Origin of the sequence: Mesorhizobium sp. ES1-4, from assembly GCF_020164745.1 — a bacterium.
Lineage (GTDB): Bacteria > Pseudomonadota > Alphaproteobacteria > Rhizobiales > Rhizobiaceae > Mesorhizobium.
This window is the reverse complement of record NZ_JAIUGV010000016.1, coordinates 19,487-45,915: the sequence shown is the minus strand read 5'-3', so window position 1 is coordinate 45,915 and position 26,429 is coordinate 19,487. Positions and strand designations below refer to the sequence as shown.

The following is a 26,429-nucleotide window of genomic DNA, read 5'->3' as shown; positions in this document are numbered from 1 at the left end:
CTTCAGCAGCGGCGCTTGCCCTTTTTGCGCCGCGGCACTCACGCGCGCCTCTTGCCGAGATAGGCTTCGACCACCGTCTTGTCGGAGAGCACCGCATCCGGAGCGCCGTCGGCGATCTTTTCGCCATGGTGCAGCACCAGGAGTCGGTCCGACAGGCTCTTGATCGCCTTGATGACGTGTTCGATCACCAGGATGGAAATGCCCTGCTGGCGCACCTTGCGGAGGACGTCGATCACTTCGTCGATCTCGACATGGTTCAATCCCGCCATCACCTCGTCGCACAACAGAAGCTTTGGCTGCATGGCCAGCGCCTTGGCGAGTTCCAGCCGCTTGCGTCCAGGGCCGCCAAGTTCGTCGGCGCGTTGATCGACTGATTTGCCAAGCCCGACGAAGTCGAGGTAGCCGCGAGCCCTTTCGCGCGCGCGGTTGAGATCGCCTTCGCCACCGCCGTGGCCGAACAACGCGCCGACGGCGACATTGTCCAGCACCGACAGGCCGGGAAAGGGCCGCATGATCTGGAATGTGCGGCCAATGCCAAGCCGCGCGCGCCGGAACGCAGGCAGCCCTGTGATCGGCTGTCCAGCGAAAATGACATCGCCGGAACTCGGCGCCAGCGTGCCGCTGATCAGACTGATCAGTGTCGTCTTGCCGGCGCCGTTAGGGCCGATGACGCCTAGGATCTCACCCTCGTCGAGCGTGAAGGAGACATCGTTGACGGCGATCAGCCCAGCGAAGCGGCGCGTAGCGTGGCTGATTTCGAGGATCGGGCTCATATGCGGTTCGCTCGGATGTTCTCGATGAAATAGCGCCATCCCGACTTGCGGAAACGACGCACCACATCGGCCAGCCCGCGCGGCATCAGCACCACGGCCGCCACCACCACAATGCCGAAGAACAGGCCGGCGACACTGGTCACCTCGCTCGACAGGACTTCCGACACTGCTGAAAGGGTGAAGGCGCCGACGACAGGGCCAAGGATGGTGCCCGGCCCGCCGAAAACGGCCATGATGATCATCTTGACGTTGAGGCTGATGTCGAAGGCGCTTTCGGGATCGAGAAAGGTGATCCAATAGGCGTGGATGCCGCCGGCGAGTGCACTGAATATGCCGGAGAGGGCAAAGGCGAGCACCTTGTAGAGCGTGGTGTTGACGCCCATGACGGCAGCACCTTCCTCATTCTCCCGGATGGCGATCAGCCCGAAACCAAAGCGGCTCCGTGTCAGCCAGAAGATGGTCAGCGTCGTCAGCACCAGCAGCCCGAGCGCCAGTTCGTAGAACAATGGGTCGTTGTTGAGCGGCGGCAACACCAGGCCGATATTCTGGCCGGCCAGTTCGATATTAGAGACAATGGCGATCATGACCTGCGCCAGCGCCAGGGTCGCGATCGCGAAATAGTGCCCTTTGAGCCTGAGCACCGGCAGGCCGAGCAGAAAAGCGAAGACGACGGCCAGCGCCACGCCGAACACCAGCCCGGCGGCGAAGGGCAGTTCCCACTGGACCATGGCGATGGCGACTCCATAGCTGCCAAGGCCGTAAAACACCGAATTGCCGAACGAGGCATAGCCGGCATAGCCCCCGATGATGTTCCAGCCTTGCGCCAAAACAGCCAGCAGCAGCGCGTTGATGCCGAACTGGACCAGCACGTCCGAACCGAACCTCGGCACGGCGGCGAGCGCCGCGATCACGACCAGCGCGATGACTATGCGCAGGGCGGTCATGCGGTTTTGCCCAGCAGGCCGCTCGGCCGCACGATCAGCACGGCGACCAGCACGCCGAAGCTTGCCACGTCGGCGAAAGTCGCCCCGATATAAAGCACCGCCAGTGACTCGATGATGCCGAGGAACAGCCCCCCGACCAGGACGCCGAACGGATTGTCCAGTCCGCCGATAATGGCGATGGCGAAACATTTGGCGGTCAATGCCGCGCCAATATAGGGATTTATCTGCGACACCGTGCCGTAAAGCCCGCCGGCAGCACCTGCAAGTCCGATGCCGATGCCGAAGGTCACGGCATAAAGGTGACGCGGCTCGACGCCATAAAGCCTTGCCGCCACGAGGTTCTGCGCGGTGGCACGGATGGCGCGGCCAAGCTTGGAGCGCAGCAGGAAAGCCCACATGGCAAGCGTCAGCACGATGGCGACGCCGAATGCCATAAGTCGCGCCTGCGGCAGTACGACCGGGCCGAGCGCGATGCTGTTGCCGGCGTAGGGCGGGTTGATGGTGCGGAAGTCGGCGGAGAAGGTAAGCTGTGCCAGATAGGTCAGCACCACCTCCAGCCCGAAGGTGATCAGCAACGTGTTGAACATCGGCCCGCGCACCACAAGGTTGAGCAGGCCGCGCTGCACCGCATAGCCGAGCGCGAACATGATGATGGCCGTGATCGGCAGGCCGAGGAACGGGTCGATGCCGAGATAGGTGTAGAGATGCCAGGACAGATAGGCGCCCAGCATGATGAAGGCGCCATGCGCCAGGTTGACGATGTTGAGCACGCCCCAGACAAGGGCGAGCCCGAGCGCCATGATGGCGTAGAGGCCGCCCAGGAGGATGCCGTTGATCAGGATTTGCGCCAGCAGATCCACGCTGTACCCCTCAGCCTGAACTTGTCACAGGTTAGCGCTTGTCCCAGGCTGGCATCGGATATTTCGGCTTCTCGATGAAACCGTTGGCGCCATAGATCGCCTTGAGCTCCGTGCCCTGAACCTGGATCACCGTCTGGGGCAGGTCGATCTGGCCGTTTTCGGCGAAGGCAATCTTGCCGTAGAGGCTGTCGAGGTTGAGCTTGGCAAGCGCATCGCGCACCTTGGTGGGGTCAGTGGCGCCGGCATCCTCGATCGCCTGCGCCAGTGCCTCGACATCGGCCGCGCCCGACGCGGCGTGGTAATCGGGATCGTAGTTGTATTTCGCCTTATAGTCCTTGGCGAAAGTAGCGGCATCGCCGAACCATTTGTCCTTCAGCTTCGCAGAAGGCAGCCAGGCGGTCATGCCGAAGGCATAGTCGGCGTCAGCGCCCAGCGCCTTGCGGAAATCCTCGCTCGGCACGCCGACGGTGAAGGAGTAGAGTTTTGGCGCCACAGCAAGGCTTTTCGCCTGGCGCACGAAATTGAGGATCTCGGTTTCGTGGCCGGCGACCAGAACCACCTCGGCGCCATTGCTCTTGATCTGCGACAGCAGTGAATTGAAGTCGCTGGCGTTGGAACTGTATTTCTCGTCCATGGCAATCGTCAGCCCCGCATCCTTCAGCAATGGCCGCGTACCATTCGCTACCGAGACGTCGAAAGCATCATCGGCATAGAGAAGTGCGACAGATTTTGGTGCCGGATCGAGTTCCTTCAGCATCTTCACCGTCGAGCCAAAATAATTGCTTGCGGGCGCCAGTGTGCCGAATATGTATTTAAACTTGCGCGAGAAGATCTGGTCGGATGCGCCGCCCCCCTGAACCATCGGTATCTGGTATTTTTCCGACACGGCGGAATCGGCCAGCGCGAAATTCGACGCGAACGGTCCGAGCAGCAAAGCGACCTTGTCCTGCGAGACCAGCTGCGTGTACTGCCGCACACTCAAATTCACGTCCGACTGGTTGTCGTAGATTTTCAGCGCCAGCTTGCGTTTCTCGCCGCCCACGGAGACGCCGCCGGCGGCGTTGATCTTGTCGATCGCGAACTCGTAGGCGTCCTTGTAGTAGCGGCCGGTGTTGGCCGAGGCGCCGGTCAATTGCACCGATGCGCCAAGCACGATGTCGTCCGCGCGTGCCGCGCCTGATGAAAATGCGAAGGCCACGCCAGCCAGCAAGGCGCCGGCCAGATGAAGCATTCTGTTTGACATGGTGTCTCCTCCCTAAGCGTCTTTTTTTGCTATGCCACCGGCAATAAGCCGCAAGCTCGTCGCGTTATCAACCAAAGCCGTTCGGAAAGCCGTTGGCTAAAGCCTGAAACTGGAGTTTAAGCGCCGCGGGGCAAGAGGGACGATACAACATTCGTTTAGCGCGCGAAGCGGAGCGAGCCGGTCGCCGGACAGGTCATCGATACCACATTGTCGGCAGCCACAGCGTCAATTGCGGGATGACCGAAACCGCCACCAGAACGATCAGGAGCGGAATGAGGAACGGCAGCACCGCCATCACCGTTCGATCGAACGACAGCTTTCCGACGCGAGACAAAACAAACAGCACCATGCCAACCGGCGGCGTCAGCAGGCCGATCATCAGGTTGAGCACCATGATGACGCCGAACTGGACCGGGTCGATGCCGACCTGGGTGACCACCGGCATCAGGATCGGAACCAGGATCGAGATCGCGGCGATGGTTTCCATGAAGCAGCCGACGACCAGCAGGATGACGTTGATGATCAAAAGCAGCAGCAGCGGATTGTCGGTGATCGATAGCAGCCCGGCGGCAACGTGTTCGGTGACTCGCGTCGTGGTCAGCACCCATCCGAACAGCGAGGCGCCACCGACGATGATCAACACGCTCGCCGTCGTCTCGATTGTCTCCAGCGTGATGCGGTAGAACTGCTTGAAGGTGAGCGAGCGGTAGAGGAAAATGCCGAGGATCAGTGCCCAGGCGCAAGCGGCGACCGCCGCTTCGGTCGGTGTGAAGGCGCCTGAGGTCATGCCGCCGATGATGATGACGGGGGTCAGCAATGCCGGTATCGCGCGGATGAAATCACGCCCAAGGGCACGCCAGCGAAACGACTGGTCGCGGCCCAGGCCTTTGCGACGTGCGTACCAACTTACATAGAGCATCAGCGCCACCGCTACGACGAGCCCCGGAATGATGCCGGCGGTGAAGAGCTGACCGATCGACACGTTCGCCATGACGCCGAACACCACCATCGGCAGCGATGGCGGTATGATTGGGCCGATGGTGGAGGACGCTGCGGTGATGCCGACCGAGAATTCATGGTCGTAGCCATGGTCGCGCATCGCCTTGATTTCGATGTTGCCAAGTCCGCCGGCATCGGCCACCGCGGTTCCCGACATGCCGGCAAAGATGATCGAGGCGACGACATTGACATGGCCAAGCCCGCCGCGCAGCCAGCCGACAGCCGAGGCGGCGAAGTCGAAGATGCGGTTGGTGATGCCGGCCGTGTTCATCAGATTGCCGGCGAGGATAAAGAACGGTACCGCCAGCAGCGGGAAGGAGTCGACGCCGCCGGCCATGCGATGCAGCACCACGAAATCGGGGATGTTCGACAGGAACACCGTGTAGACCAGCGAGGCACCGCCGAGGGCGACGAAGATCGGCGCGCCGATCAGCAGCAACGCAAAGAAGGCAAGAAACAGGAGCCACATGTTTTTTGTCCGGCCTTAATCGATGATCAGTTCTGAGAGGTTCGGGTCAGGACGCCAGCCTCGCCTGGCGCCGGCGATGAAGCGACCGGTGGCGCGCCATAGCATCAGGAAACAGCCGATGGCGATGCCGCCATAGACGATGCTCATCGGCCACGGAAACACGGTCATGGTCTGGATCTGCATGAGCCGCGTGATCGAGATGGAGAACCAGCACAGCAGCCCGACGAAGCCAAGCACCAGCACGTCGATGACAAAGCTCAGCACCCGTACGACCGGCGCGGGCAAGAACATGTGCGCCACTTCGACGGAGATGTGCGTGCCGCGCCGCATGGCTACCGCGGCGCCGACGAAGGTGATGATCATCAGGAGATAGCGGGCTATCTCCTCGGTCCATGCCAGCGAATTGTTCAGCACATAGCGCGTGAAGAACTGCAGGAAAACGATGATCGCCATGCCCCAGAAGATGGCGAAGGCAAGCCAGTCCTCGATATGATGCTCGATCGCTGGATCGGGCTCCTCCTCGGAGACACGAATACGCGCGCCGTCCAGGCCTTCTTCCGTCATGGCGATGTCCTTGTTCCTGTGCCACGGCTTCGCGGCCGGGGGAACCGGGAGGCGAGGCCGTCTCCCGGGGTCGCAATCAGCGACTACTTCAGCGCCTGCAGGGCGTCGTATTGCTCCCTGGTCCAGACCGCGCCGGAGTCGGGGTCGTTGTGCAGCGGCTGCGCCGCCTTGATGAAGGCCTCGCGGTCGACGTCGACGACCGTCTTGCCCATGGCGCGGAACTTGTCGGCGAGCTCGTTTTCCTGGGTGCGGATCTGATCGGTGCAGCGTGAAGCGGCTTCCTTGAGCACGTCGGTGAAGATCTTCTTGTCCTCATCGCTCATCGCACTCCAGACGTGGCCGCCGACGATGGTGACCAACGATTCGGTGATGTGGCCGGTCAGCATGATATGGCTCTGCACTTCGTAGAACTTCTTGGCCATTATAGTCGGCAGCGGATTTTCCTGGCCGTCGACCGTGCCTTGCTGCAAGGCGAGGTAGACTTCGGAAAAGGCGATCGGGGTGGCATTGGCGCCGACCGATTTGGTGAACATCTTGAACAGCGGCGCCGGTGGCACGCGCAGCTTCATGCCCTTCATGTCCCCCGGTTCCTTGATTTCCTTGTTGGCCGTCACGTCGCGCTGGCCATAGTAAGTCAGGGACACGATGTGGTGGCCGGTCTTGTCGTCGTAGCCCTTGGCCAAATCCTGGAAGAGCTGTGAATCGCGATAGGCCTTCCAGTGGTTGAAATCGCGCAGGATGAATGGCGCGTTGGTCATCGACAGCGGACCATAGATCGACCCGGCGAAGGCGACGCCGGTATAGATCATGTCGACTGTGCCCAGCGTCAGCGCCTCGTTGATCTGGTTCTCGTTGCCGAGCTGCGAGGCCGGGAACACCTCGATTTTGTAGCGGCCGTCGGTGCGCTTGGCGATTTCGTCGGCGGCCCACAGCGCCTGGATGTGGTAGGGTTCGCCCGTCTCATAGACATGCGCCCATTTCAGCACCGTTTCGGCCGATGCCGGTCCGGTGGCGAACGCCGCGACCACCGCGAAAGCGGCAATGGTCCATCTGAAAAGTCTCGTGGTCATGACGGTTCCTCCCTGTGTTAAACCGATCCGGTTGCCCGGAGATTTCGCCTAGCCGGCGGCCTCCCTTGCGTTCCACTTGCCGTCGGCATCGATCTCGTCGGTGAAATAGTCCGGATAGACGGAGCGAATGGCCCCGATATCGAGCCTCAACTGGTCGATGTGCGCGGCCATCGCCGCCGCGGCGGCGGGGGCATCGCGGGCTTCAAGCCCTGCCAGGACGGCCATGTGATCCTTCAGCACGCGGGCCATTCTTCCTGGCTGCGGCAGCGTCAGGCGTCGATAGCGGTCGACCTGCGTTTTCACCTGCTGGACCAGGGACCATATGCCGGGATAGCCCGCCGCCCGGGCGATCTCGCCATGAAAAGCCTCGTCCGCGGCATGGAATGCGGCTTCGTCCGCCCGGTCCGCGGCCTCCTGCTGGCGCTGGATCAGCATGCGCAGGCTCATCAGATCGCTGACGCTGGCGCTTTCGGCCGCAGCCCGAGTGGTGATGTCTTCCAGTGATTTGCGCACCAGGATGGCTTCGGGCAGACGTGATGCCGGAATCCGCGTCACCCTGGTACCGGATTTCGGTACGATCTCGACAAGGCCTTCGTCGGAAAGGCGCAGAAGCGCCTCTCGAACCGGCGTTCGGCCGATCCCGTAGCAGACCGAAAGTTCCTTTTCCGAAACCATCGTGCCGGGCTTGAGAGCAAGCGACAGGATATCGCCGCGCAGTTGTCTGTGAACCGCGGTCGCGATCTTCTGCGCACTGTCGGAAAACGCCACACCATGCTGGCTGGAGAGACCAGCCGGCGGCCGACCAGGCGCGGCAACCGCCTCGGATCGCTCCCCTGTTAACTCGGTGCCCATTCGCTTGCCAATCCGGTCGACGCAATCTGACATATCTAACATACTAGATTGGTCTTGCAATACTCTCAAAGCAGTTGCCGCCTAAAGCTAGGGCGGCACAAGGCACGCACCGGATGGGTCGACTGGTTCAACAATCGCCGGCTGCTGGAGCTCCTAGCGACGCGCCGCTTCGATGCAGCCTACGCGGCCTTGGGGTGCAAGGTGCGCTCCCAAGTCACCCCGGCCGTCGGCGCGAAATGAGCCAGTTAGCGGGCGTGTTTGGGCAGGTGCTATCGCCGCGTCCCATGATCATAGAGAGCTTACCGTCTGAGCCGGCTACAAAGCGTCGTCGTCTCCAGTGGAACATGCCGCCACTTCGAAGGTTAGCCACGGAGGGCAGCGGGCAACGGTTGCTGGCAGGCGTTGGCATGGCGTTCGACAGAAATGGACCGAAGCTCCGGCTGTTCGACTCCGAGAAGAGGCACGACATCTGCATGCGCGCGTCGCAGTGTCCCTCCTCGACGTCGTCGAGGGCGCCGCCAATGTGGTTGATCGGAGCGCCCCAGGCGGTGGTCGCCATGCTGGACACGATTGCAGGACGTCACTTCTCGTCTCAAGGGGCCATCAGCCGCGACCCAGACCATGAGCCGACGAGTTCAGGCGGTGCAGCCTCGCCGGACGTGCGGGCTGGGCGGTGAGCGACGCCCTGATGACATTGGCCGCCGAACCGGGCTTCTAAGATGAGCGATCAACATCCCGCCGACATGCAGTCGGTCCTTCACCAGAACATACAGGCCTTGGTCAAGCACAGGCGACAACAGGAGAAGCACCAAGGCGTTCAGGTGCGAATTGCCGGCGCCATTTCGCGCTTCGCGGGAAGCATGCCCTTTGCCTATCTGCATCTCGTGCTTCTCGTTGCCTGGATTCTTGCGAACCTTGGCCTGCTACCCGCCATCCCAGCTTGGGACCCGACTTTTGTGATCTTGGCCATGGTCGCCTCGGTCGAGGCGATCTTCCTGTCCACTTTCGTGCTGATCAACCAAAACAGAATGGCCGAACACAGCGAGCGCCGAGCGGAGTTGGACCTGCAGATCAGCCTTCTCAACGAGCACGAAACCACGCGGCTTATCGAAATGGTGGCGGCGTTGACGGACCGTCTGAATGTCTCGACACCGGCCGATGAGGAACTGCCGCAACTGGCCGCGAACGTCGATCCCCGGCAGGTGATGACGGACATCCAGGAAGCTTCTGGAGATCAGGAGAAACCTTGAGGCTTCCGGATTGCGCCCTGCAAGCAAGCATGCACTATTCGTCGAGCTTTCGGTCGAGTTCGTCGAGCAATGACCGATACTCGTGGGGCATGTCCGCGTCTGTCGGCAAATCCAGCAACCGGCGGAGCTGGCGGCGGCTGGCGTCCGATGCAATCCACTGACGTATGAGACGGGCTGTGGCCTTCTGTTGCGCCTTGCCGATTTCTTCCATGTTGGGAACCCGAGTTATCCGAGGGTCGAACTTGGCGGACCGCTCATGGTTCCCTGTCATGCACAACAAGGCTGCGGTTGAGCTATCGGCTAGCCGGGCAAGTGAGGAACGGTTGCCTGACAGGCTCCCTGACTTTGCCGACCATACAGAGATACTGCCATGAAGCCGGTTGGAACACCACTGCGCGTAGTCCACCGTCAATTCGATTCTCAGGGGTGGCTGCCGCCGGGACACCCGACAGGTCAGTCAATCTCGCCCTCGCATCCTGTATCCGGCACTTGATGGTTGCTGTGTCGCGATCACAAATGTCGGCCGCGTGTATCCAGGGCAGCGAGTGCGCCGACGTGCGGGTGGATGGCAACAACAGCGGCTGTGCCACGCATCTCGGACAGGGCGCGTCGTGAGGGCACGCGTTCTTCGCGTTTTCCATCTGACGTCCTGTCCTGACGCAGAATTCAAGATACGTGCGGTGTCGCCCGCCGCCCAACGAATGCTCCAATTGGTGCCTCCGGCTTTCGTTCGCCGCGGCCCGCCTTGACCGGACCGAGCGGCAAAGCCGGCGTTTTTTGACAGAGCTTGAGAGCCGCGGCACAGCGCTGCGCTCGCACAGGCTCAGCTATTTGGAACCGTTGCCGGCTCGCGCACGAATTTCATTTTCGGCGGCACGGCGAACTCCCTGAACCGATCAGCCAGCCTGTCAAGAGCTTGACGCATGCCCACGCCCGCAGCCGCCGCCCCATGTCCACTGATGACCATCTGTGGCTTCAGCGCGGCCAAGCGCTTCACGGATCTTTCCGCCGCGTCCCAGTCCGGCGTGAAATAGCGTGGCGGACCGTGCATCTCGAGATCCTGAACGGCGACCTCATAGACCGACTCTTGGCCCGTGGTGATGAAAGCGTCCCCTACGATCAGCGAGCGGTCTTCCTCGCGCCAAAGGGAAACATGGCCCGGGGCGTGTCCTGGCGTGTGCAGCCATTGCCATCCCGGCATTCCGGGGATCGACCCGTCGCCCGGCAAAGGTTCCAGACGGCTACCAAGATCGATCGGCCCGCGTGGAAAGAGCGGCGAAAGCAGCGCCATCAGTCCACCCCCAACCCAAGGGTCCGGCGGCGGATAGGACGTGGTCCCGTCCAAATAGGGGCGCTCGAGCGGGTGCGCGAAGACGGGCACGTCCCACGAGTTCGCCAGGTCCTGCACCGTTCCCACGTGATCGAAATGGCCGTGCGTCAAGATGATCGCAGCCGGCCGTGCGCCAGTTCCATAGCGCTTTTCCGCGACAGCAAGGATGCTGCTTCGGGAGGTCGGCAACCCCGTATCGATCAGTACCCATTTTCGATCTCCGCTGCCCGGTGCGCCGAAGAACACGACATTGACGATTGCCAGTCGCAGATAACCCAGATCCGGTGCGATGCTCCAAGAACCGTCGCCACGATCCTCGCGCCTGGCGTGGTCGATATCGGAAAGTCGAATTTGAACGGTCATGTGGTCCCGTACCTCTGTTGTTGCCGAGCCGGTCGAGTTAAGCGACGCGGGTGCTGCATCGCCCCGAACTTGGCTCGAGCCTCCTTGTTCCTGATTTCGCCATTTGCCGCCCAGCTCCCGGGCCGTCGACACCGGAACAAAGCCTCGGCCAATCGGTTTGGCACTACCCGGTCAGGCAGGACGCGGGGTCTGCTGGGCCGAGCAATGGGGAGGCCTGCCCGATCGGATGCGGCATTTCGCCAAGCCGGTCGGGTGCGAAGCGGGCCGCCATAGAGGACTTCGAATGAACCAAGCGGGACGCACGGAGGTGCGGGAGGCAGGTGCCTCGGTTCGCGATGCGTCGCGCTTTGTCAGCTTTTTCATGGCGGGTTTCGAGTGCTCCTCGCATCGGCGCAAGGACGGCGCTCGCCTCGACCTCATCCATGCGACCTCGCACAGTTTGCATGCCCTGGGCGACTACCGCGGCTGCGCCGAACTCGGCCTTCGCACCATCCGGGACGGGTTGCGCTGGCACCTGATCGAAACCGCTCCCGGAACCTACGACTGGTCAAGTTGGACGCCTATGGTCGAGGCAGCCCAAACGGCAGGCGTCCAGGTCATCTGGGATATCTTTCACTATGGATCCCCAGACCACGTCAATCAGGGCTCGATGCATTTTATCGATGCCTATGCCGCGTTTGCGGCGGAGGCCGTGAGGGTTCATCGTTCGATCACCGGAACATCGCCTCTTTTGTGTCCGATCAACGAGATATCCTTCTTCGCCTGGGCTGTTGAGGTCGGCTATTTCCCGCGCGTGGGGCCGAACAAACGGGGATGGTTCAAGCGGCATCTCGTCAAGGCTGCCATCGCGGGTGTTCGTGCAATGCGGGAGGTCGACCCGGCATGCGGATTTGTCTGGGCCGAGCCGCTCATCCATATCGCTCCTCGCGACCGGACCTTGGGCGAACGGCGCCGGGCCGAAAACGCCCGATTGGGACAGTTCGAGGCTTACGACATGTTGCTGGGCCGCGTTGAACCTGAGTTGGGCGGGAGCGAGGATGTTGTCGATGCCGTGGGCTTGAACTTTTATCCGCACAATCAATGGTACATAAATGGGCCGACCATTCCGATGGGACACCACGAGTACCGCGCGCTGTCGGAAATGTTGATCGAGGTCGCTCATCGATACGGCAAGCCGATATTCATCGCCGAGACCGGCTCGGAGGGATCCGGCGGGCCGGCTTGGCTCCACTACGTTTGCGATGAGGTGCGTGCCGCGATGAGGCTTGAAGCGCCGATCGAGGGTATTTGCCTGTACCCGGTAACCGCTTATCCCGGATGGGATAACTCCCGCCATGCGGAGGTGGGATTGTTTTCGGTCGTCCATGCGGATGGCATGCGGCGCCTCCGTCAGCCTGTCGCGAACGAGCTGGTCCGCCAGCAAGACCTGTTCGCGCTGGAGCGGACGCGCTGAAGGTGTGCCGGCAACATGGCGGGCGGGCGCCTGTCCTGGGTCCCGCCTTGCGGTGTTGGATGAGTTCTTTGCGGGTTCCCAGCTACCTTTAGCCCCCGTGTGCAGGGGAATTTACTGCCAAGTCCGCCAACGTCTTTCTCGGGCTTGCCCATTCCGGGACGCTTTTTTGGATGCGAGCGAAAGTAGCCAGAGCCTGTCCGACCACCTGATCCATGTTGTAATAGCGGTATGTTGCCAGGCGGCCGACAAACCACACGTCCGGACAGGTTGCGGAGAGTGCTTCATAGCGCTTGTAGAGCGCTTCGTTTTCGGCTCGCGGCACCGGGTAGTAAGGGTCCCCGATATCAGTAGGATATTCGTAGGTCAGGCTGGTCCGCGAGTTCTGCTGGCCGGTGAGATGTTTGTATTCCGTGATGCGAGTGTAATCTTGCGTCTGCGGATAATTGACGACGGCGACCGGCTGAAACTGCTCGCTGTCCAGTGTAACGTGCTCGAAACGGAGCGAGCGATAAGGAAGATGCCCGAGCTGCCACCCGAAATACTCGTCGATTGGGCCGGTATAGATCATGCGCCTGAACGGAATCTTCTCGCGAATTTCGCGGAAATCGGTCTGCAGCATGATCTTGATGTTCGGGTGATCGAGCATACGTTCGAACATCCTTGTGTACCCGCCGGCCGGCATTTTCTGGAAGCTGTCGCTGAAATAGCGGTCGTCGTGGTTGGTCCTGGTCGGCACTCGTGCGGTTACTGATTTGCTCAATTGACTGGGATCGACGCCCCATTGCTTCCTTGTGTAGCCCCGGAAGAACTTCTCATAGAGCTCGCGTCCCACGGTGCTGACAACGACGTCCTCGGCCGTGCGAACGTCCTCCACCGTCTCGCGCCGCGAGGCGAAGAAATCCTCCAACTGCGCGGAGTTCAGATCCAGTCCGTAAAGACGGTTGATCGTATCGAGATTGATTGGGATGGGGACGAGTTTCCCGTCCACCGCCGCCAACACCCTGTGCTCGTATGACCGCCACCCGGTGAACTGCGACAGGTAGTCCACGATCGCCTGGCTGTTGGTGTGGAAAATGTGCGGCCCGTAGCGGTGGATGAGGATGCCGGCTTCGTTGTAGCAATCGTAGACGTTGCCACCGACATGACCGCGGCGATCGACCAGCAGGACGCTCTCGTAACGCTGCGAGGCTATTCTTTCGGCAAGCACGCTGCCGGCAAAACCCGCCCCGACGACCAGCCAATCGAACATGGCTATGCGCTCCTGCGAAGGGGGACGACCTTCTTGCGCTCATGGGCGCGCTCGATGTGAGCCGCCATGGCATTCCATGTTCGCTCCCAGGAACTGTCCGCAAGGTAGACGTCGACTTCTTGCAGGAGCATCCGACGCGGTCGGGAAAGAGCCGAACGGAGCTTGGCTTCCAGGTCGCCGCTGTCGGCGATTTCCACCAGTCCGGCAGCTCCGTAGCTGCGCACCACGTCGACGATCGCCGTCGAGATCACCGGCAGGCCCGCCGCCAGGAACTCCGGCGTCTTGGTCGGGCTGATGAACCGGGTCGCTTCATTGAGTGCGAACGGCATCCAGCCGGCATCCCAATGGCGCAGGTAGTCGGGCAGGTCGAGGTAGGATTTCCCGCCTAGCCAGTGAAGGTTTTCGGCCAGCGGCAGGTAGGCGGGGTCGATCTTGACTACCGGGCCGAGCATGACGAAATGCACGTCCGGCATGGTCTCCGCCGCCTGGGCCACGAGATCGACATCCAGGCGCTCGTCGATGACGCCGAAATATCCGACCCTGGGGTGAGGAATTCCGGCCTGATCGGCTGGGTCCTTGCCCGGTTTCCTGGCCTTGTGAAAGTGATTCACATCGATGCTGCTCGGGAAGGGATAGATGGCGTCATGCAAATGACGCTTGTTCTCGAACAGGCTTAGGCCGCCTGTGAACACGAGATCGGCGCGGCGCAGAAGTGCCTTTTCCATCTGCTGCAATTCGGGTGGCGCATTCTTGAACGCAGAGAGTTCGTCCATGCAATCATAGACGCATATGTCCGGCTCGAGGTGCGCCGTGAAGCGAAGAGCCATTGGCGTGTAATACCAAGCGATCAGCCGCCTGTGCGGCCTTGAAGAAATTGTCTGCTGCACAAATCTTCGCTGAACGGCATCTGCTTTCGCAGCCGACGTGCCGAGCGGGAGCACTGGTGCCACAATTAGAATGTTTGGCGAGGCCTCGCTCGTCCGCATCAGCGGCTGCGGCACGTCTTCGAAAACAGGTTCTTCAAAGTAGATCACTGCCTGCTTCGTGGACGCGAGAGTGAGGATATGCTGTGGGCGTTGATGGACAAAATTCCATCTTAAATGAGAGAAGCAAACCAGTAGATCTTGCCGGACATCTTTTTTACTGGCGGTCACCCTGCCAAAGGCTGCTTCCATCGAGATTTTCCTTTTAATAGACGGCCATTTATGTTGTGACTAACATTTGTTAGTCGTCGACCAAGAAAAGCTAAACTTCTGTTCCAGCTCCTAACTTTCATCCGGGTGAGTTGTTCCAAGGTGAAATGGAGAGGCTCGGTCGCCGCTTTGGACTGGAGGAATTCAAGCTGTGGCTGCGCTGGGCAGACTGCCTGTCCCACATGGCTGGCCATCAAAACCGTGCAGGCCGGGGTCGCTGGTGGAGAACCGCCTTTGCCGTATTTGCGTTGAACTTGCTGGCTATAATGCGCAGGACATCGACTTGATTCGCCTGCGCCATTTGGGTGGGCCGGAGGCAAGGGCGAATTCCGGGGCTAAGATGAAGATCGACTTTGATACCAACGTGTTTCCGCTGTTCCATCCGCAAAGCGTGGATGACCTGAAGGACCCATGTCCCGTTTTCGATGGCAGGCTTTGGCATGTCTTCGGCTCAAGCGGCACGGTGACAACCGAGACGTGGAGGATCCTGCACGCGACGGCCCCCGACCTCTATGGGCCTTGGACCGAGCATGAAGCGATCGAGCTTCCCATCAACGGGACGGGCGTCGCGGCTCCGGGCGTCATCCACGAAATTGGCGTGTTCCATATGTTCATCCAGACCGAGTTCATGAAATCCGGCGGCCGCTGCGAGCATGCAGTTTCCAACGACGGCTTCCACTGGGTGGTTCTCAGCCCGGCCATCCTTGCCATCCCCGACACGGAGGAAGATGGCATCTACGATCCGCACCCCGCCGTCATTGGTGGCAAACGCTATCTCGTTTACTCGGCCATGCCGAAATTCAACAGGGTGCCACAGCCCGACATCTATCTCGCACGCAGCCAGTCCGACTCGTGGTTCGGGCCATGGAAGCGGATCGGCAAGATCCTCGACCATGCTGAGGTTCCTCATCACAACACGAGAGAGGATCCCGACTATGAGTGGGGCATTGAAGGTGCGCAGTTGGTCGAGCTGCCGGATGGCCGAGTGCTTTTGAACGCCACTTGCTTTCTTCCAAACGGCCTTCGCGGGAACCGTCAGCGCGTGTTTTTCGCCATCGCCGATGAGGTTGCTGGACCTTACGTGTCGATAGGACCGGTGCTCGAACCAGGCCAGCCAGGCGAGAATGGTCATTCAACGGTGATGATCGAAGGCAGCCAGCTTTCCCTGTTTTACCAGAGCCGGGTTGCCGCGACCGATCATCGGTGGCGCTATGGCTTGGCCAGATGTGACATAGCCCTGTTTTCCAAGGTAGCATGATCCCCTGCTGCCGGCCGGCGTGCTGAAACGCCGTCTCCTCTTGCAGTTCCGCCGACAACAAGGGCCGAAAGCAGCGTCGCCGTCCGTGCCGCTGATGCTTTTCTGCTCGGTCAATTCAATTGCCCAGCGCTGCGTACGACTGGCCAGCGGGTCGATAGGATGGCGGTCATTGCGGTCCTGATATTCGGGTAGGCAAGCTGGGCCGTACCGGACCTACACTGGTCACGCGATTTCTCTGAAGCGCCCTTTGGCGGTGGGTCGGTGGAATCGACTTGGAAGGCATTCGTGCACAGAGCGGACTTTCGCGCCGGGCCAGTTCATCCAGATGACGCTGGCGGCGCTCCGGACCAATTCTCCCAGCATTGCTCTCGGATCGCAAAAAGCTCGTCGTCGTCGGAACATCGCAGGTTCCTCGAAGTTGGGCTGCATGGAGGAACGTGCCCATGAACAGTGTCATTTATCTTATCGGCCTCGTCGTTGTCGTGCTCGCGATCCTCTCCTTCCTCGGTTTTCACTAGGTGACCCATGCAAAGTAATGACGGCCAGGACCGTAGACCCGCCGATTTCGACAAGGCGGCAAGCGATGTTTCAGACAGGCTCGGTCGGGAAAAAGAGCGTGCGAGCGAGTTGCTTCACGACGCCAGTGACGAACTGACCCGCAAGGCCGGCGGTTACGCGACAGAAGCCAGGCAGGTTATTTCAGACAAGGCGGAGGAGACGCAGCGCGACATCGGATCGAGCTTGGCGGCGTTGGGCGGTGCCATGCGCGCGGCCAGCGATCACCTGGCCAACAATGATGAAAGGACTGCATCCAAATTTGCGTTGGACGCCGCCGGCGGCCTGGAGCGGCTTTCCTCCTCGCTGGCAAAAAAGCCGTTCAGCCAGGTGCTTGAGGATGTGCAGTCCTTCGGCCGGCAAAACCCCGGCGTCCTGCTTGCTGGGTCCGTATTGGCCGGATTGGCGCTGGGTCGGTTCATCAAGGCTTCCCCGCCGAAAAGCCCCGAGGCGTCCCGGAGTGCCTCCAGTGAGGCCAACTCACAGACCGGCGAAGCTGCCGATTGGTCGCCCGACGGAACCAAAGGATTCGGCGGCGGCGTTGATGATCCGGCCACGCAGCACGCGGAGCAAGACAGATGAACACGCAAGACAATCCCAGCCTCGCCACACTGGTGACCGACTTGGCCCAAAACGCCACCACGCTGGTGCAAACCGAAGCGAGGCTTTTGCGCGCGGAGCTTTCTGAGAAACTTACCAAGACGGGAGCTGGCGCCGCCGAGGTGCTGGGCGGGGCCATCTGCCTGCTCGCGGCTCTGCTCGTGCTGCTCCAGGCACTCGTGATAGCATTGGCGCGGGCAGGGCTGGGCGCCGGGTGGTCGTCCCTGTTGGTAGGCGTGGTGGTGGCAATTCTGGGCGTCATTCTGCTGCGCACCGGGATGGCAAGCATGGCGCCTTCCGAACTTACTCCCGAGCGAACCCAGGAACAGCTCAGGCGCGACGCGGCTGTGATCAAGGAACAAGTGAGATGACCGAGAAATCCGCAGCCGAACTCGAACGCGAGGCGGAGGCCGCGCGCGCCAGAGTGGTGGAAACTGCCGAATCCATTCGAGGCAAAATGACACCGGGACAATTGCTGGACGAATTCACCGGCATCTTCTCCGGAGGAGAGAGTTCGGTCATGCTCAACAATCTGAGGACGCAGGTAAGGGACAATCCCCTGCCCGTGACCATGGTGGGCGCGGGTCTGGCTTGGCTGATGCTGGGCAGCGGTCCATCGAACGGCAGCCGCGTCCCGGCCGGTTACGCGGCGCCTACTCCGCCCGATGGGCGTGACGAGGCGGAGGATGGCGGCATGGCCAGCACGCTCTCCAGAACCGCCGAATCGCTCTCCTCGACAGCAAGCAGCGTCGGTGCAGCCATATCAGGCGGGGCAACCGACGCCGCCGAAGCATTGACGAGCAACGCCGCCAGCGCGGGATCGACGGCCGGTGACATGGCTGCGAAAGCCAGCCGCTCGGCACAGGAACTGTTGAACGATCAGCCCCTCGCCGTTGCGGCAGTCGGTCTCGCCATCGGCGCAGCGATAGGCGCCATGCTGCCCCATACGGCAATGGAAGATGTGCAACTGGGGGCCTACGGAGAGAAGCTTCGCAACACCTCGGAAACCGCGCTCGAGCAAGGCCTCGATCAGGCCAAGCAGGTTGCCGCGGACGTCTATGAGACGATCAAGCAGGAAGCTGAACGGCCGGACACACAGGCAGGCACGGTGGCCGACCAGATTGGTGGAATGGTCAAGTCCGCGGCCGACACGACGGAGCAATCCGTACGGGAACGGGTGTCTCTTGCTTCGAAGGAAAAACCCTAGCCGGGGACACTGACGGTGACGTCACAACGGTCTTATGTGACGCCGAACGACAGTAATTCAGATGTACACGGAAAGCGCTTGGCAGCCGACCTGGTGCCGAGCGTTTTCATTTCGGCGATGCCTGGGGCGTGTTCCGACGCTAGCGATCATTTGGTCAAAGATGGCGTTACGAAAGAACCTGTACCAGTCATCGGTCTACCGGCTAAAAGCCCGTCCGGCGAGATTTCGCTGAAGACGGTTCTACTGGGAACATATCGGAAAACGGCTGGTTACGTGGAGGCAGCACACCAACCCAAAGGAGAACCTTCCATGATTACCAGACTTCTCGCCGCCACAGTGCTCGTGATCGCTCTGGCCACGTCGGCCACGGCACAGTCGAACGGCACCGGCTCCAACGGTTCAGGCTCAACGTCCGGCACCAACAGTGGCAACAATGGCAGCAATGGCACCGGCTCTGGCACCAGCACTAACTCTGGGTCTGGCGGATCGGCAACACCCGCCGACCCGAACACAACAAATTCGACAGATTCGTCGAACGGCATGACTGACCGCTGCAAGGATGCAGCAGGCAACGACATCGACAACAACACCGCCACCGGCGCGACAACGTCGAACATGCAGAACTGCAACAAATGAGCCAGTGGGGCAGAGCGCTGCCGGAAGTTGCCGCGCTTCGAACGGCGGCAGCACTCTCCCCAGCCCGCTACTGAACTAACCTTTGCTTGCATGGTCGAGCCGGTCGCGCAGCATGCTCCAGGGGAGCAGCATGTTCGGCGCATAGCGGACCACACTGTGCATCGGGATCGGCGACGGCGGACCGAAGGGCAGCGGCAAGTCTCGGGCATTCGCCCCGCTTGCCCAGTCCGCCAGCACCTTGCCCATCGCCGTGGTCATAGCGATGCCGCGCCCATTGCAGGCAAAGCCGGCGATCAAGCCTGCCCCGAGGTGGATGAGGCGCGGCAGGAAATCTGGATCAACGGCTGCTATCCCCGACCAGCTAAAGGCAAGCGGCGGCAGGTCGGTCAGGTCGAGATGCCGGGCAAGGCGCCGCCGGATCGCTTGCGGCACCCGCGCATCAGCGCCGGGCTCGAAAATATGCATTCCGCCGCTGATCAGCCGGTTGTCGGCGTCGAAGCGGAAGGTGAAAAGATTGCGTCTGGTGTCGCCGACGCCTTGCCCGCCGGGCAGGAGGCGGCTGCGGATGTCGCGCGGCAGCGGCGCGGTCGCGATCTGGAAGATTTTCAGCGGGATATAAGTTCGCCGCAGCGTCGGGTGGAGCGGTCCGCCATAGGCGTTGGTGGCGAGCAGCACCTTGGCCGCACGCACCGCACCCGAGGGCGTTTTCAGCGACCAGCCATCGGCTGCGCGATCGATCGATGTCACGCGCGTCTGTTCGAAGATGCGTGCGCCGGCCTTCTCCGCCGCGTCGGCCAAACCGCGCGCGTAGGCTACCGGATTGAGTACACCGGCCGAACGGTCCATCCAGCCGCCGACATAGCCGCGCGCGCCCGTCAGAGCCTCGACCTCCTGCCGATCCAGCATGACAGCCGGCCGGCCGCGCCGCGCCCATTGCCCGGCTCGCGATTTGACCTTCTCGAAGGCGGCGGACGAATGCGCCGGCTGGATCCATCCGTTCTGCACGGCGTTGCAATCGATGCCGTGCCGCCGGATCAGGTCGAATACGAGGTCGGCGCTGCCAGCGGCAAAATCGATCAGACGTTCGCCGCGCTCGGGGCCGAGATGTGCAAGGATGCTGTCCGGGTCCATCTTGGCGAAGTTCGGCACGACGAAACCGGCGTTCCGGCCGGTCGCGCCCCAGGCGATGATTTCGGCTTCGAGGACGGCGACCGACAATCCTCTCCCAGCTGCGTGCAGTGCCGTTGAAAGGCCGACAAAGCCGCCGCCGACGATGGCCAGGTCGACATCCAAGCCCCCTTGCAGCGCCGGCCGGTCGCGACGGTTGCGGCTGACGGCGTGCCACAGCGAAGCGCCATGCGCCTCTTGCCGGACCCCTGCGTTCATGATCCGGAACTGCTCTTGGCCGCGGCCGCCTTCGCCCGCTTGCCCAGGCGTGGTCGCCGCGGTATGTCGCCGAACAATCCATTCGGCCGGATCAGCAGAATGACGCAGAGCATGACGCCGATCGCGACGATCTGCAGCGAGGCGGCGCGGGCCTGCTGCTCGGGCGCGAACAGCACGCTGGTCAGCGTGCCTGATCCGGCCCAGATCGCCCAGACGAGAATGCTGCCGACGACGGCGCCGAGATTGCTGCCCGAGCCGCCGACAATCAGCATCACCCAGACCTGGAAGGTCAGGATCGGCAGATAATTGTCCGGCGCGATAAAGCCGGTGAAATGCGCCTGCAATGCGCCGGCCAGCGCCATGATGGCGCCACCGACCCCAAAGGCCTGCACGCGGTAGAAGCGCGCGCTCTTGCCGAGCGAGATCGCCGCGCGTTCGTCCTCCCGTAGCGCCTTCAGTACGCGGCCCCAAGGGCTGCGCGACAGATGCTCCAGGGCGAGATAGGCGATCAGCGCCACGGCGCTAACAACGGCAAGGTTCGACAGATTGAACAGCAGCGGCGTCTCCGCGAGGCTGCCGAAGGGGCGGGGGATGAAACCGATGCCGAACGGTCCGCCGGTCAGCTTTTGTGCGTTAAGCGCGACCAGTTGCACGACGACGGCCACGCCGAAAGTGGTGATCGCCAGATAGTCGGATCGCAGGCGCAGGGTGGCCATGCCGGTAAGTGCCGCGGCAATGCCGCCAACCACCATGGCACCCGCCCAGCCGATGAGGATCGGCAGGCCGAAGCCGCCCAGCCTTGCAGGGTCGTCCGGCGTGGTCAGCAGCGCCGAGGTGTAGGCACCGATGGCGACGAAGCCAGCGAGGCCGACATTGAACAGGCCGGTCAGTCCCCATTGCAGATTGAGCCCCAGCGTGACCAGCGAGAAGATCAGCGCGGTTGTCAGGAAGAAGGCGCCATAGCCGACAAGATCGATCATCGTTCCCTCACGCCGAAAAGGCCGATCGGCCGCACGAACAGCACCGCCATCAGGATGATGAAGGAGACAGCGGCACGCCATTCGGCGCCGATCAACTGCACCGCACCGGCTTCGGCGAAGCCGATGATCAGGCCGCCGAGCACCGCGCCCGGGATGCTGCCGATACCGCCGAGAATAGCGGCGGCGAACATTGGCAGCAGCATGTCGAAACCCATGAAGGGCCGAATCTGCACCAGAATGCCGATCATCACGCCGGCGACGCAGGCAAGCGCCCCGCCGATGATCCACGTCACCCGCACCACGCGGGCAACATCGATGCCGACGATGCGCGCCAACGCCGCGTTCTGGCTCAGCGCCTGCATGGAGCGGCCGGTCTGCGTACGCGTCATCAACAGATGCACGCCGAGCACGAGTATGGCGGTCAGCAGCAACAGGGCGATCTGGTCGGGCGTGACGCGGATGCCGAAGCCGACCGGCATGGCGATCTGGATGGCCCGGCTGAAATAGGTCGGCCGCGAGGTGAAGGTGAATTCGAGCAGACTTCTCAGCGCCATCGAGGCGCCGAAACTCGCCATCACCACGATGATCGCTTGACCCTGTGAACGCAGCCGCGAAAACAGCACCTTGTCGAGCAGCAGCGCCAGCAGTGCGGTGAACGCCATGCCGACGACCAGGGCAACAAGAAGCGGCCAACCGAACGACAGCGGCGCGATCGGGGCCACCTTGCCGACTATCGCGCCGATGGCGCTGACGACGGCCAACGTCGCATAGGTGCCCCAGGCCATGAAGTCGCCATGCGCGAAGTTCGAGAAGCGCAGGATCGAATAGGTGAGCGTCACGCCGATGGCGCCGAGGCCGATCATCGAGCCCGTCAGCAATCCGTCGACGATGAATTGCAGGCTCATGCCATGCCTCCCTTCTGATGCTGGGGGCGCTGACCGAGGTAGAGTTCGGCGACGATCGGGTCGTTCCAAAGTTCGGAGGCGATGCCCTCGTGCCGGTCCTTGCCTTCGACCAGCACATAGGCACGGTCACCGATGGCAAGCGCTGCCTTGGCGTTCTGCTCGACCAGCAGGATTGTGACGCCGGACTTGCGGATGCCGGTCAGCATCTCGAACACCATCGAGACGAACTTTGGCGACAGGCCGGCCGACGGCTCGTCGAGTACCAGCACCTTGGGGTGGACGATCAGCGCCCGTGCGACGGCAAGCATCTGCCGCTGGCCTCCCGACAGATTGCCGGCTGCGGTACGGCGCTGGCGGACGAGGTCGGGGAAGGCGGCATACATCTCCTCGATGCGACCGGGGATTTCGCGCCGCTCAAGGATGCCGCAGGCAACCCTGAGATTGTCCTCCACCGACATCAGCGGAAAAATGTTTTCGGTCTGCGGCACGAAGGCGAGGCCAAGCCGCACCATGGTGTGGGCAGGTGCTGCGGTGATGTCCTTGCCGTCCAGCAACACCGTGCCGCCGGAGATCGGGACAAGGCCGGCGATCGCCTTGATGAAGCTCGACTTGCCGGCGCCGTTGGGACCGAGGACGACGACGATCTCGCCTTGTCCGACCGTGATCGAGGCACCGCGCACGATCGGCACGCCAGGCTCATAACCAGCTTCGAGATTGCGGACGTCGAGGACGGTCTCATTCATGCGGTGCCTCCGAGATAGGCCTCGATGACGCGCGGATCGCGGGCGACCTCCTCCGCTGTGCCTTCGCTCAGCAACTGGCCGCTCGCCATGACGAGGACGCGATGGCAGAGCCGCGTCACCATGTCGATGTTGTGCTCGATCAGCAGGAAGGTGATGCCGCGCGCGTTGATGTCGCGGATGCGGTCGATGATGACTTCGAGCAGCGTCGCGTTGACGCCGGCCGCGGGTTCGTCGAGCAGGATGATCGCCGGGTCCGCCATCATCACGCGGGCGAGTTCGAGCAGCTTGCGCTGGCCGCCGGACAGCACGCGCGCCGGCTCATGGGCGAGATGGGTGAGGGTGACGAGTTCCAGCAGTTCGAGCGCCTTTGTCCGGGCGGCTCTTTCCTGTGTTGCCACCCGCCATGGCGTGACGAAATTGGCAAGCAGCTTTTCGCCGGCCTGGCCCTGTGCCGCAAGCATGATGTTTTCGATCAGCGTCAGATTGGGCAGCGGGCGCGGAATCTGGAAGGTGCGGCCAAGGCCGCGGCCGATGCGCAGATGGGAGGCCTCGCCGGAGACCCGCACGCCGTTAAGAAGAATCTCGCCGCTGGTGGGCAGGATGCTGCCGGCGAGCAGGTCGAACATGGTCGTCTTGCCGGCGCCGTTCGGTCCGATCAGGCCAAGGATTTCTCCGGCGTTGACGTCGAACGAGACGTCGTTGACGGCGACAAGGCCGCCGAACCGCCTGACGACGTTCCTTGCCGTCAGGGCCGGCGCACGGGTTTCCCACCCTTGCCGTCTGGCTGCCTCGCTCATCAAACCCTCTGGCCGAAGACGATCGCCGCCGTCTCCTGATTTTGATTTGTGATCACACTTGCTTTGATCACGCTATTCGGCTTTAATTTCCTCCGCAAGCCGAAAACCGGCCAAGAACGGAATTCCATGCAAAAGGCTGCCATCGAAAAGAACAACGAGGCGATTGCGGCCCAGCTTGCGCCGGTCGGCCGCGAGACCGTGCAGGACCGTGTCTATTCCGAGTTGCGCCGCGCCTTGATCGGCGGCCTGTTCGAACCGAGCCAGGTGCTGACCATCCGTGGTTTGGCCGATGCGCTGGTCACCTCGACCATGCCGGTGCGCGAGGCGCTCGGGCGGCTGATCACGGAAAAGGCGCTGGAGGCGTTGCCCAACCGTTCGGTGCGCGTGCCGCCGATCACGCTCGATCGCCTCGACGATCTCCTGCGTGCCCGCATCCTGATCGAGGGCGAAGCGATCGCCCTTGCGGCCGCGCACATGGGGCCGCGCCAGATCGCGACCATCGAGACCATTCTGGCCGAATGGGACGAGATGCGGGCGCTGAAGCACAAGAAGGATGTCGACCGCGAAGTGACGCTCAACCAGAGCTTTCACTTCGAGATCTATCGCTCCTGCGGCTCGGCGGTGCTGATCCCGATGATCGAGAGCCTGTGGCTGCAATCGGGCCCTTGCATCCGGGTCGCCATCTACGCCTTCTCGGAAGCCGGTGAGGTCGACACCGCACAGTATCACCGCCGCATTGTCGAGGCGCTGGCCACGCAGGACGCTCGGACGGCACGCGAAGCGCTGGCCGCCGACATCAGCCGGCCCTTCACCTTCCTGCGCGACAAGTTGCAATTCGCGGCTGGGAAGGATCAGGCATGACCGCCATCCGGATCACCGAACCACGCTCGAAGCTCTCCGTGACGGCACTGCTGCTGCCTGGAAAGGCGCCGGAAAACGCCGCCTTTCTTGCGGCGTATCTCGCCACGCCACGCGTCGTCCCAGGCATCCATGCGATGTGGACGGGACCTGAGATTTCCTGTCCGGTCCCCGCTGCCGATCTCGAGGGGCAGGCCTATGCCCGGCCATTGCCGGCGGAGAACGCGACGCTGACGCCGCAGGCCGGCGATATCGTGCTATCCTACGTCCCGCCACGCATGTGGGGTGGAAACCCCAATGCCATCTTCGACATCGGCCTGTTCTACGGGCAGGGCGCGCGGCTCCTGTTCCCGATCGGCTGGCTGGCCGGCAGCGTGGCGGCGCAGGTGGTTGCCGAGGAGCGCGAACAGTTCGCCGCCGCCTGCGGCGTCATCCGGCGCAACGGCGCCTGCGATGTCACCTTTAGCCTGGTGGAGGCCTGAGATGGCTGATGACGGTTTCGAGCTTTTCGATCTTCGCGTCGAAGCGGTCGTCCCCGAAGGCAAGCCGATCTACTGCGGCGCCAGGGCCGGCGACTACTTCGAGCTCAAGGGCGAGATGCTGTCGATGCCTGCCGGGCAGGGTTTTTCGATCTACTCGCTCGCCGCCGTGCTGCCGCTGCTGGCGGCAAAACAGCGTCCGACCCACCCGAACGACTGGATGACCTCCGACGCCGAGATCGCTTGCCCCGATCCCAACTGCGGCAGCCGGCTGAGGATCGTCAGGACCGGTAAGCGGCGGTTCAGTCATGCCGAAACCACCGCCGTGCCGCTGCCGAAGGAGAATGACGAGAGATGAGTGTCAAGACCTTCGAACTCGGCCCCGGCTACACCATCTCGCGCGTCATTCGGGGTGGCTGGCAGCTCGCCGGTGGGCATGGCGCCATTGACCGCGGCCAAGCGGTAACCGACCTGATCGCCACCTTCGATGCCGGCATCTGGACCTATGATTGCGCCGACATCTACACCGGCGTCGAGGAACTGATCGGCGCCGCGCGTCTGCGGCTGGCCAATGAGCGCGGCCTCGATGCCGCAACCAAAATGAAGGTGCACACCAAGCTGGTGCCAGATCTCGAACGACTGGCCACCATCAGCCGCGAATATATCAGGGGCATCGTAGACCAGTCGCTGCGGCGGCTGAAGACCGAGCGGCTCGATCTCGTGCAGTTCCATTGGTGGGATTATGCGATGGCCGGCTATGTCGAGGCGATGGGCTGGCTCGACGAGCTTCGGCGCGAGGGCAAGGTTCGCAATCTCGGCACCACCAATTTCGACACGCCTCGGCTCGCCGAAATCCTGGCCGACGGCATCCCGCTGGTCAGTCAGCAACTGCAATATTCGGTGCTCGACCAGCGCCCGGCGCACAGCCTCGCGGCACTTGCAGAGAAAAGCGGCGTCAGCTTCCTCTGCTACGGCTCGGTGGCAGGCGGCTTCCTCAGCGACAGATGGCTCGGCGTGGCCGAACCCGCCACACCGCTCGAAAACCGATCGCTGGTCAAATACAAGCTGATCATCGATGATTTCGGCGGCTGGGAGCTGTTCCAGCAACTGCTCCGGGCGCTGAAGGCTGTCGGCGACCGCCATGGCGTCGACATCGCCACCATCGCCAGCGCCTGGGTGCTCGATCAGCCGCGAGTGGCGGCCGTCATCGTCGGCGCCCGCAACCAGGCGCATGCACTGGCCAATGCCAAGATCATGGACATCGAACTCAATGCCGGAGACCGTGCCCGGATCGCTGCCGTCATCGCGCAGGGCACCGGCCTCGAGGGTGATGTCTATACGCTTGAGCGTGACCGCGACGGCCGCCACGGCTCGATCATGCACTACAATCTCAACGCGGGCCGGGTTTGAAAA

28 protein-coding genes are annotated in these 26,429 nt (G+C 62.3%); 11 read left to right on the top strand and 17 right to left on the bottom strand.

The window, feature by feature from the left end:
* Positions 1-38: 38 nt before the first annotated feature.
* The 8 genes from LB556_RS25305 to LB556_RS25270 all read right to left on the bottom strand — a co-directional run bounded on the left by LB556_RS25305 (position 39) and on the right by LB556_RS25270 (position 7,774).
* Positions 39-773 (bottom strand): ABC transporter ATP-binding protein, encoded by a 735-nt coding sequence (locus LB556_RS25305; protein ID WP_224570324.1) that lies wholly within the window; start codon positions 771-773, stop codon positions 39-41.
* Complete coding sequence (locus LB556_RS25300) at positions 770-1,717, bottom strand: branched-chain amino acid ABC transporter permease (RefSeq protein WP_224570323.1); 948 nt, start codon at positions 1,715-1,717, stop codon at positions 770-772. Before LB556_RS25300 ends, LB556_RS25305 begins: the two co-directional genes overlap by 4 nt.
* Entirely contained in the window at positions 1,714-2,577 is an 864-nt protein-coding gene (locus tag LB556_RS25295; RefSeq protein ID WP_224570322.1) for a branched-chain amino acid ABC transporter permease, read from the bottom strand. Before LB556_RS25295 ends, LB556_RS25300 begins: the two co-directional genes overlap by 4 nt.
* Positions 2,578-2,608: 31 nt before the next feature.
* On the bottom strand, positions 2,609-3,820 hold the full coding sequence (locus LB556_RS25290; protein WP_224570321.1) for an amino acid ABC transporter substrate-binding protein: 1,212 nt from the start codon (positions 3,818-3,820) through the stop codon (positions 2,609-2,611).
* Between the two features lie 193 nt (positions 3,821-4,013).
* Positions 4,014-5,288 carry a TRAP transporter large permease gene (locus tag LB556_RS25285; protein WP_224570320.1) on the bottom strand — a complete coding sequence of 425 codons (1,275 nt, stop codon included), beginning with the start codon at positions 5,286-5,288 and terminating at the stop codon, positions 4,014-4,016.
* Positions 5,289-5,303: 15 nt separating this feature from the next.
* On the bottom strand, positions 5,304-5,852 hold the full coding sequence (locus tag LB556_RS25280; protein ID WP_224570319.1) for a TRAP transporter small permease: 549 nt from the start codon (positions 5,850-5,852) through the stop codon (positions 5,304-5,306).
* 83 nt (positions 5,853-5,935) lie between these two features.
* Positions 5,936-6,922, bottom strand: a complete 987-nt coding sequence (locus LB556_RS25275; RefSeq protein WP_224570318.1) for a sialic acid TRAP transporter substrate-binding protein SiaP — start codon at positions 6,920-6,922, stop codon at positions 5,936-5,938.
* Between the two features lie 48 nt (positions 6,923-6,970).
* Entirely contained in the window at positions 6,971-7,774 is an 804-nt protein-coding gene (locus LB556_RS25270) for a GntR family transcriptional regulator (RefSeq protein WP_224570317.1), read from the bottom strand.
* 821 nt (positions 7,775-8,595) lie between these two features.
* On the opposite strand from LB556_RS25270, the gene LB556_RS25265 reads away from it, so the two are divergent.
* The gene (locus tag LB556_RS25265; RefSeq protein WP_224570316.1) at positions 8,596-9,024 is read left to right on the top strand and encodes a DUF1003 domain-containing protein; all 429 of its coding nucleotides are present in this window, start codon (positions 8,596-8,598) and stop codon (positions 9,022-9,024) included.
* Between the two features lie 34 nt (positions 9,025-9,058).
* On the opposite strand, the gene LB556_RS25260 is transcribed toward LB556_RS25265, so the two are convergent.
* A complete protein-coding gene (locus LB556_RS25260) occupies positions 9,059-9,235 on the bottom strand; it encodes a hypothetical protein (RefSeq protein WP_224570315.1) in 177 nt (58 codons plus the stop codon).
* Positions 9,236-9,847: 612 nt separating this feature from the next.
* A complete protein-coding gene (locus tag LB556_RS25255; protein WP_224570391.1) occupies positions 9,848-10,717 on the bottom strand; it encodes an MBL fold metallo-hydrolase in 870 nt (289 codons plus the stop codon).
* Positions 10,718-11,000: 283 nt separating this feature from the next.
* Between LB556_RS25255 and LB556_RS25250 the strand changes: the two genes are divergently transcribed.
* Positions 11,001-12,170: a beta-glucosidase gene (locus LB556_RS25250; RefSeq protein ID WP_224570314.1), complete on the top strand. Its 1,170-nt coding sequence runs from the start codon at positions 11,001-11,003 to the stop codon at positions 12,168-12,170.
* A gap of 88 nt (positions 12,171-12,258) precedes the next feature.
* Here LB556_RS25250 and glf read toward each other — a convergent pair whose 3' ends face one another.
* Both glf and LB556_RS25240 read right to left on the bottom strand, forming a co-directional pair.
* Entirely contained in the window at positions 12,259-13,419 is a 1,161-nt protein-coding gene (gene glf / locus LB556_RS25245; protein ID WP_224570313.1) for a UDP-galactopyranose mutase, read from the bottom strand.
* Between the two features lie 2 nt (positions 13,420-13,421).
* Complete coding sequence (locus LB556_RS25240) at positions 13,422-14,594, bottom strand: glycosyltransferase (protein ID WP_224570312.1); 1,173 nt, start codon at positions 14,592-14,594, stop codon at positions 13,422-13,424.
* A gap of 238 nt (positions 14,595-14,832) precedes the next feature.
* Here LB556_RS25240 and LB556_RS25235 point away from each other — a divergent pair, with 238 nt between their 5' ends.
* The 5 genes from LB556_RS25235 (at position 14,833) to LB556_RS25215 (ending at position 18,868) form a co-directional block, all read left to right on the top strand.
* Positions 14,833-15,870, top strand: a complete 1,038-nt coding sequence (locus tag LB556_RS25235; protein ID WP_224570311.1) for a hypothetical protein — start codon at positions 14,833-14,835, stop codon at positions 15,868-15,870.
* A gap of 525 nt (positions 15,871-16,395) precedes the next feature.
* Positions 16,396-17,007 carry a hypothetical protein gene (locus LB556_RS25230; protein ID WP_224570310.1) on the top strand — a complete coding sequence of 204 codons (612 nt, stop codon included), beginning with the start codon at positions 16,396-16,398 and terminating at the stop codon, positions 17,005-17,007.
* Positions 17,004-17,396, top strand: a complete 393-nt coding sequence (locus tag LB556_RS25225) for a phage holin family protein (protein ID WP_224570309.1) — start codon at positions 17,004-17,006, stop codon at positions 17,394-17,396. The genes LB556_RS25230 and LB556_RS25225 overlap by 4 nt, the downstream gene beginning before the upstream one ends.
* Entirely contained in the window at positions 17,393-18,232 is an 840-nt protein-coding gene (locus tag LB556_RS25220) for a hypothetical protein (protein WP_224570308.1), read from the top strand. The genes LB556_RS25225 and LB556_RS25220 overlap by 4 nt, the downstream gene beginning before the upstream one ends.
* Before the next feature lie 78 nt (positions 18,233-18,310).
* Complete coding sequence (locus LB556_RS25215) at positions 18,311-18,868, top strand: hypothetical protein (protein WP_224570307.1); 558 nt, start codon at positions 18,311-18,313, stop codon at positions 18,866-18,868.
* A gap of 75 nt (positions 18,869-18,943) precedes the next feature.
* Here LB556_RS25215 and LB556_RS25210 read toward each other — a convergent pair whose 3' ends face one another.
* Genes LB556_RS25210 through LB556_RS25190 form a run of 5 tightly spaced genes read right to left on the bottom strand, consistent with a single transcriptional unit; the run spans position 18,944 to position 23,679 of the window.
* Positions 18,944-20,254 (bottom strand): NAD(P)/FAD-dependent oxidoreductase, encoded by a 1,311-nt coding sequence (locus LB556_RS25210; protein WP_224570306.1) that lies wholly within the window; start codon positions 20,252-20,254, stop codon positions 18,944-18,946.
* Entirely contained in the window at positions 20,251-21,234 is a 984-nt protein-coding gene (locus LB556_RS25205; protein ID WP_224570305.1) for a branched-chain amino acid ABC transporter permease, read from the bottom strand. Before LB556_RS25205 ends, LB556_RS25210 begins: the two co-directional genes overlap by 4 nt.
* Positions 21,231-22,139 (bottom strand): branched-chain amino acid ABC transporter permease, encoded by a 909-nt coding sequence (locus tag LB556_RS25200; RefSeq protein ID WP_224570304.1) that lies wholly within the window; start codon positions 22,137-22,139, stop codon positions 21,231-21,233. Before LB556_RS25200 ends, LB556_RS25205 begins: the two co-directional genes overlap by 4 nt.
* On the bottom strand, positions 22,136-22,882 hold the full coding sequence (locus tag LB556_RS25195) for an ABC transporter ATP-binding protein (RefSeq protein WP_224570303.1): 747 nt from the start codon (positions 22,880-22,882) through the stop codon (positions 22,136-22,138). The genes LB556_RS25200 and LB556_RS25195 overlap by 4 nt, the downstream gene beginning before the upstream one ends.
* On the bottom strand, positions 22,879-23,679 hold the full coding sequence (locus tag LB556_RS25190; RefSeq protein ID WP_224570302.1) for an ABC transporter ATP-binding protein: 801 nt from the start codon (positions 23,677-23,679) through the stop codon (positions 22,879-22,881). The genes LB556_RS25195 and LB556_RS25190 overlap by 4 nt, the downstream gene beginning before the upstream one ends.
* A gap of 126 nt (positions 23,680-23,805) precedes the next feature.
* Here LB556_RS25190 and LB556_RS25185 point away from each other — a divergent pair, with 126 nt between their 5' ends.
* The 4 genes from LB556_RS25185 to LB556_RS25170 are packed head-to-tail and all read left to right on the top strand — an operon-like array spanning position 23,806 to position 26,426.
* On the top strand, positions 23,806-24,540 hold the full coding sequence (locus tag LB556_RS25185; protein ID WP_224570301.1) for a GntR family transcriptional regulator: 735 nt from the start codon (positions 23,806-23,808) through the stop codon (positions 24,538-24,540).
* Entirely contained in the window at positions 24,537-25,019 is a 483-nt protein-coding gene (locus tag LB556_RS25180; protein ID WP_224570300.1) for a DUF3830 family protein, read from the top strand. The genes LB556_RS25185 and LB556_RS25180 overlap by 4 nt, the downstream gene beginning before the upstream one ends.
* Before the next feature lies 1 nt (position 25,020).
* Positions 25,021-25,374 carry a TIGR04076 family protein gene (locus tag LB556_RS25175; RefSeq protein ID WP_224570299.1) on the top strand — a complete coding sequence of 118 codons (354 nt, stop codon included), beginning with the start codon at positions 25,021-25,023 and terminating at the stop codon, positions 25,372-25,374.
* Positions 25,371-26,426, top strand: coding sequence for an aldo/keto reductase (locus LB556_RS25170; protein ID WP_224570298.1), 1,056 nt, complete (start codon positions 25,371-25,373; stop codon positions 26,424-26,426). The genes LB556_RS25175 and LB556_RS25170 overlap by 4 nt, the downstream gene beginning before the upstream one ends.
* Positions 26,427-26,429: the final 3 nt, after the last annotated feature.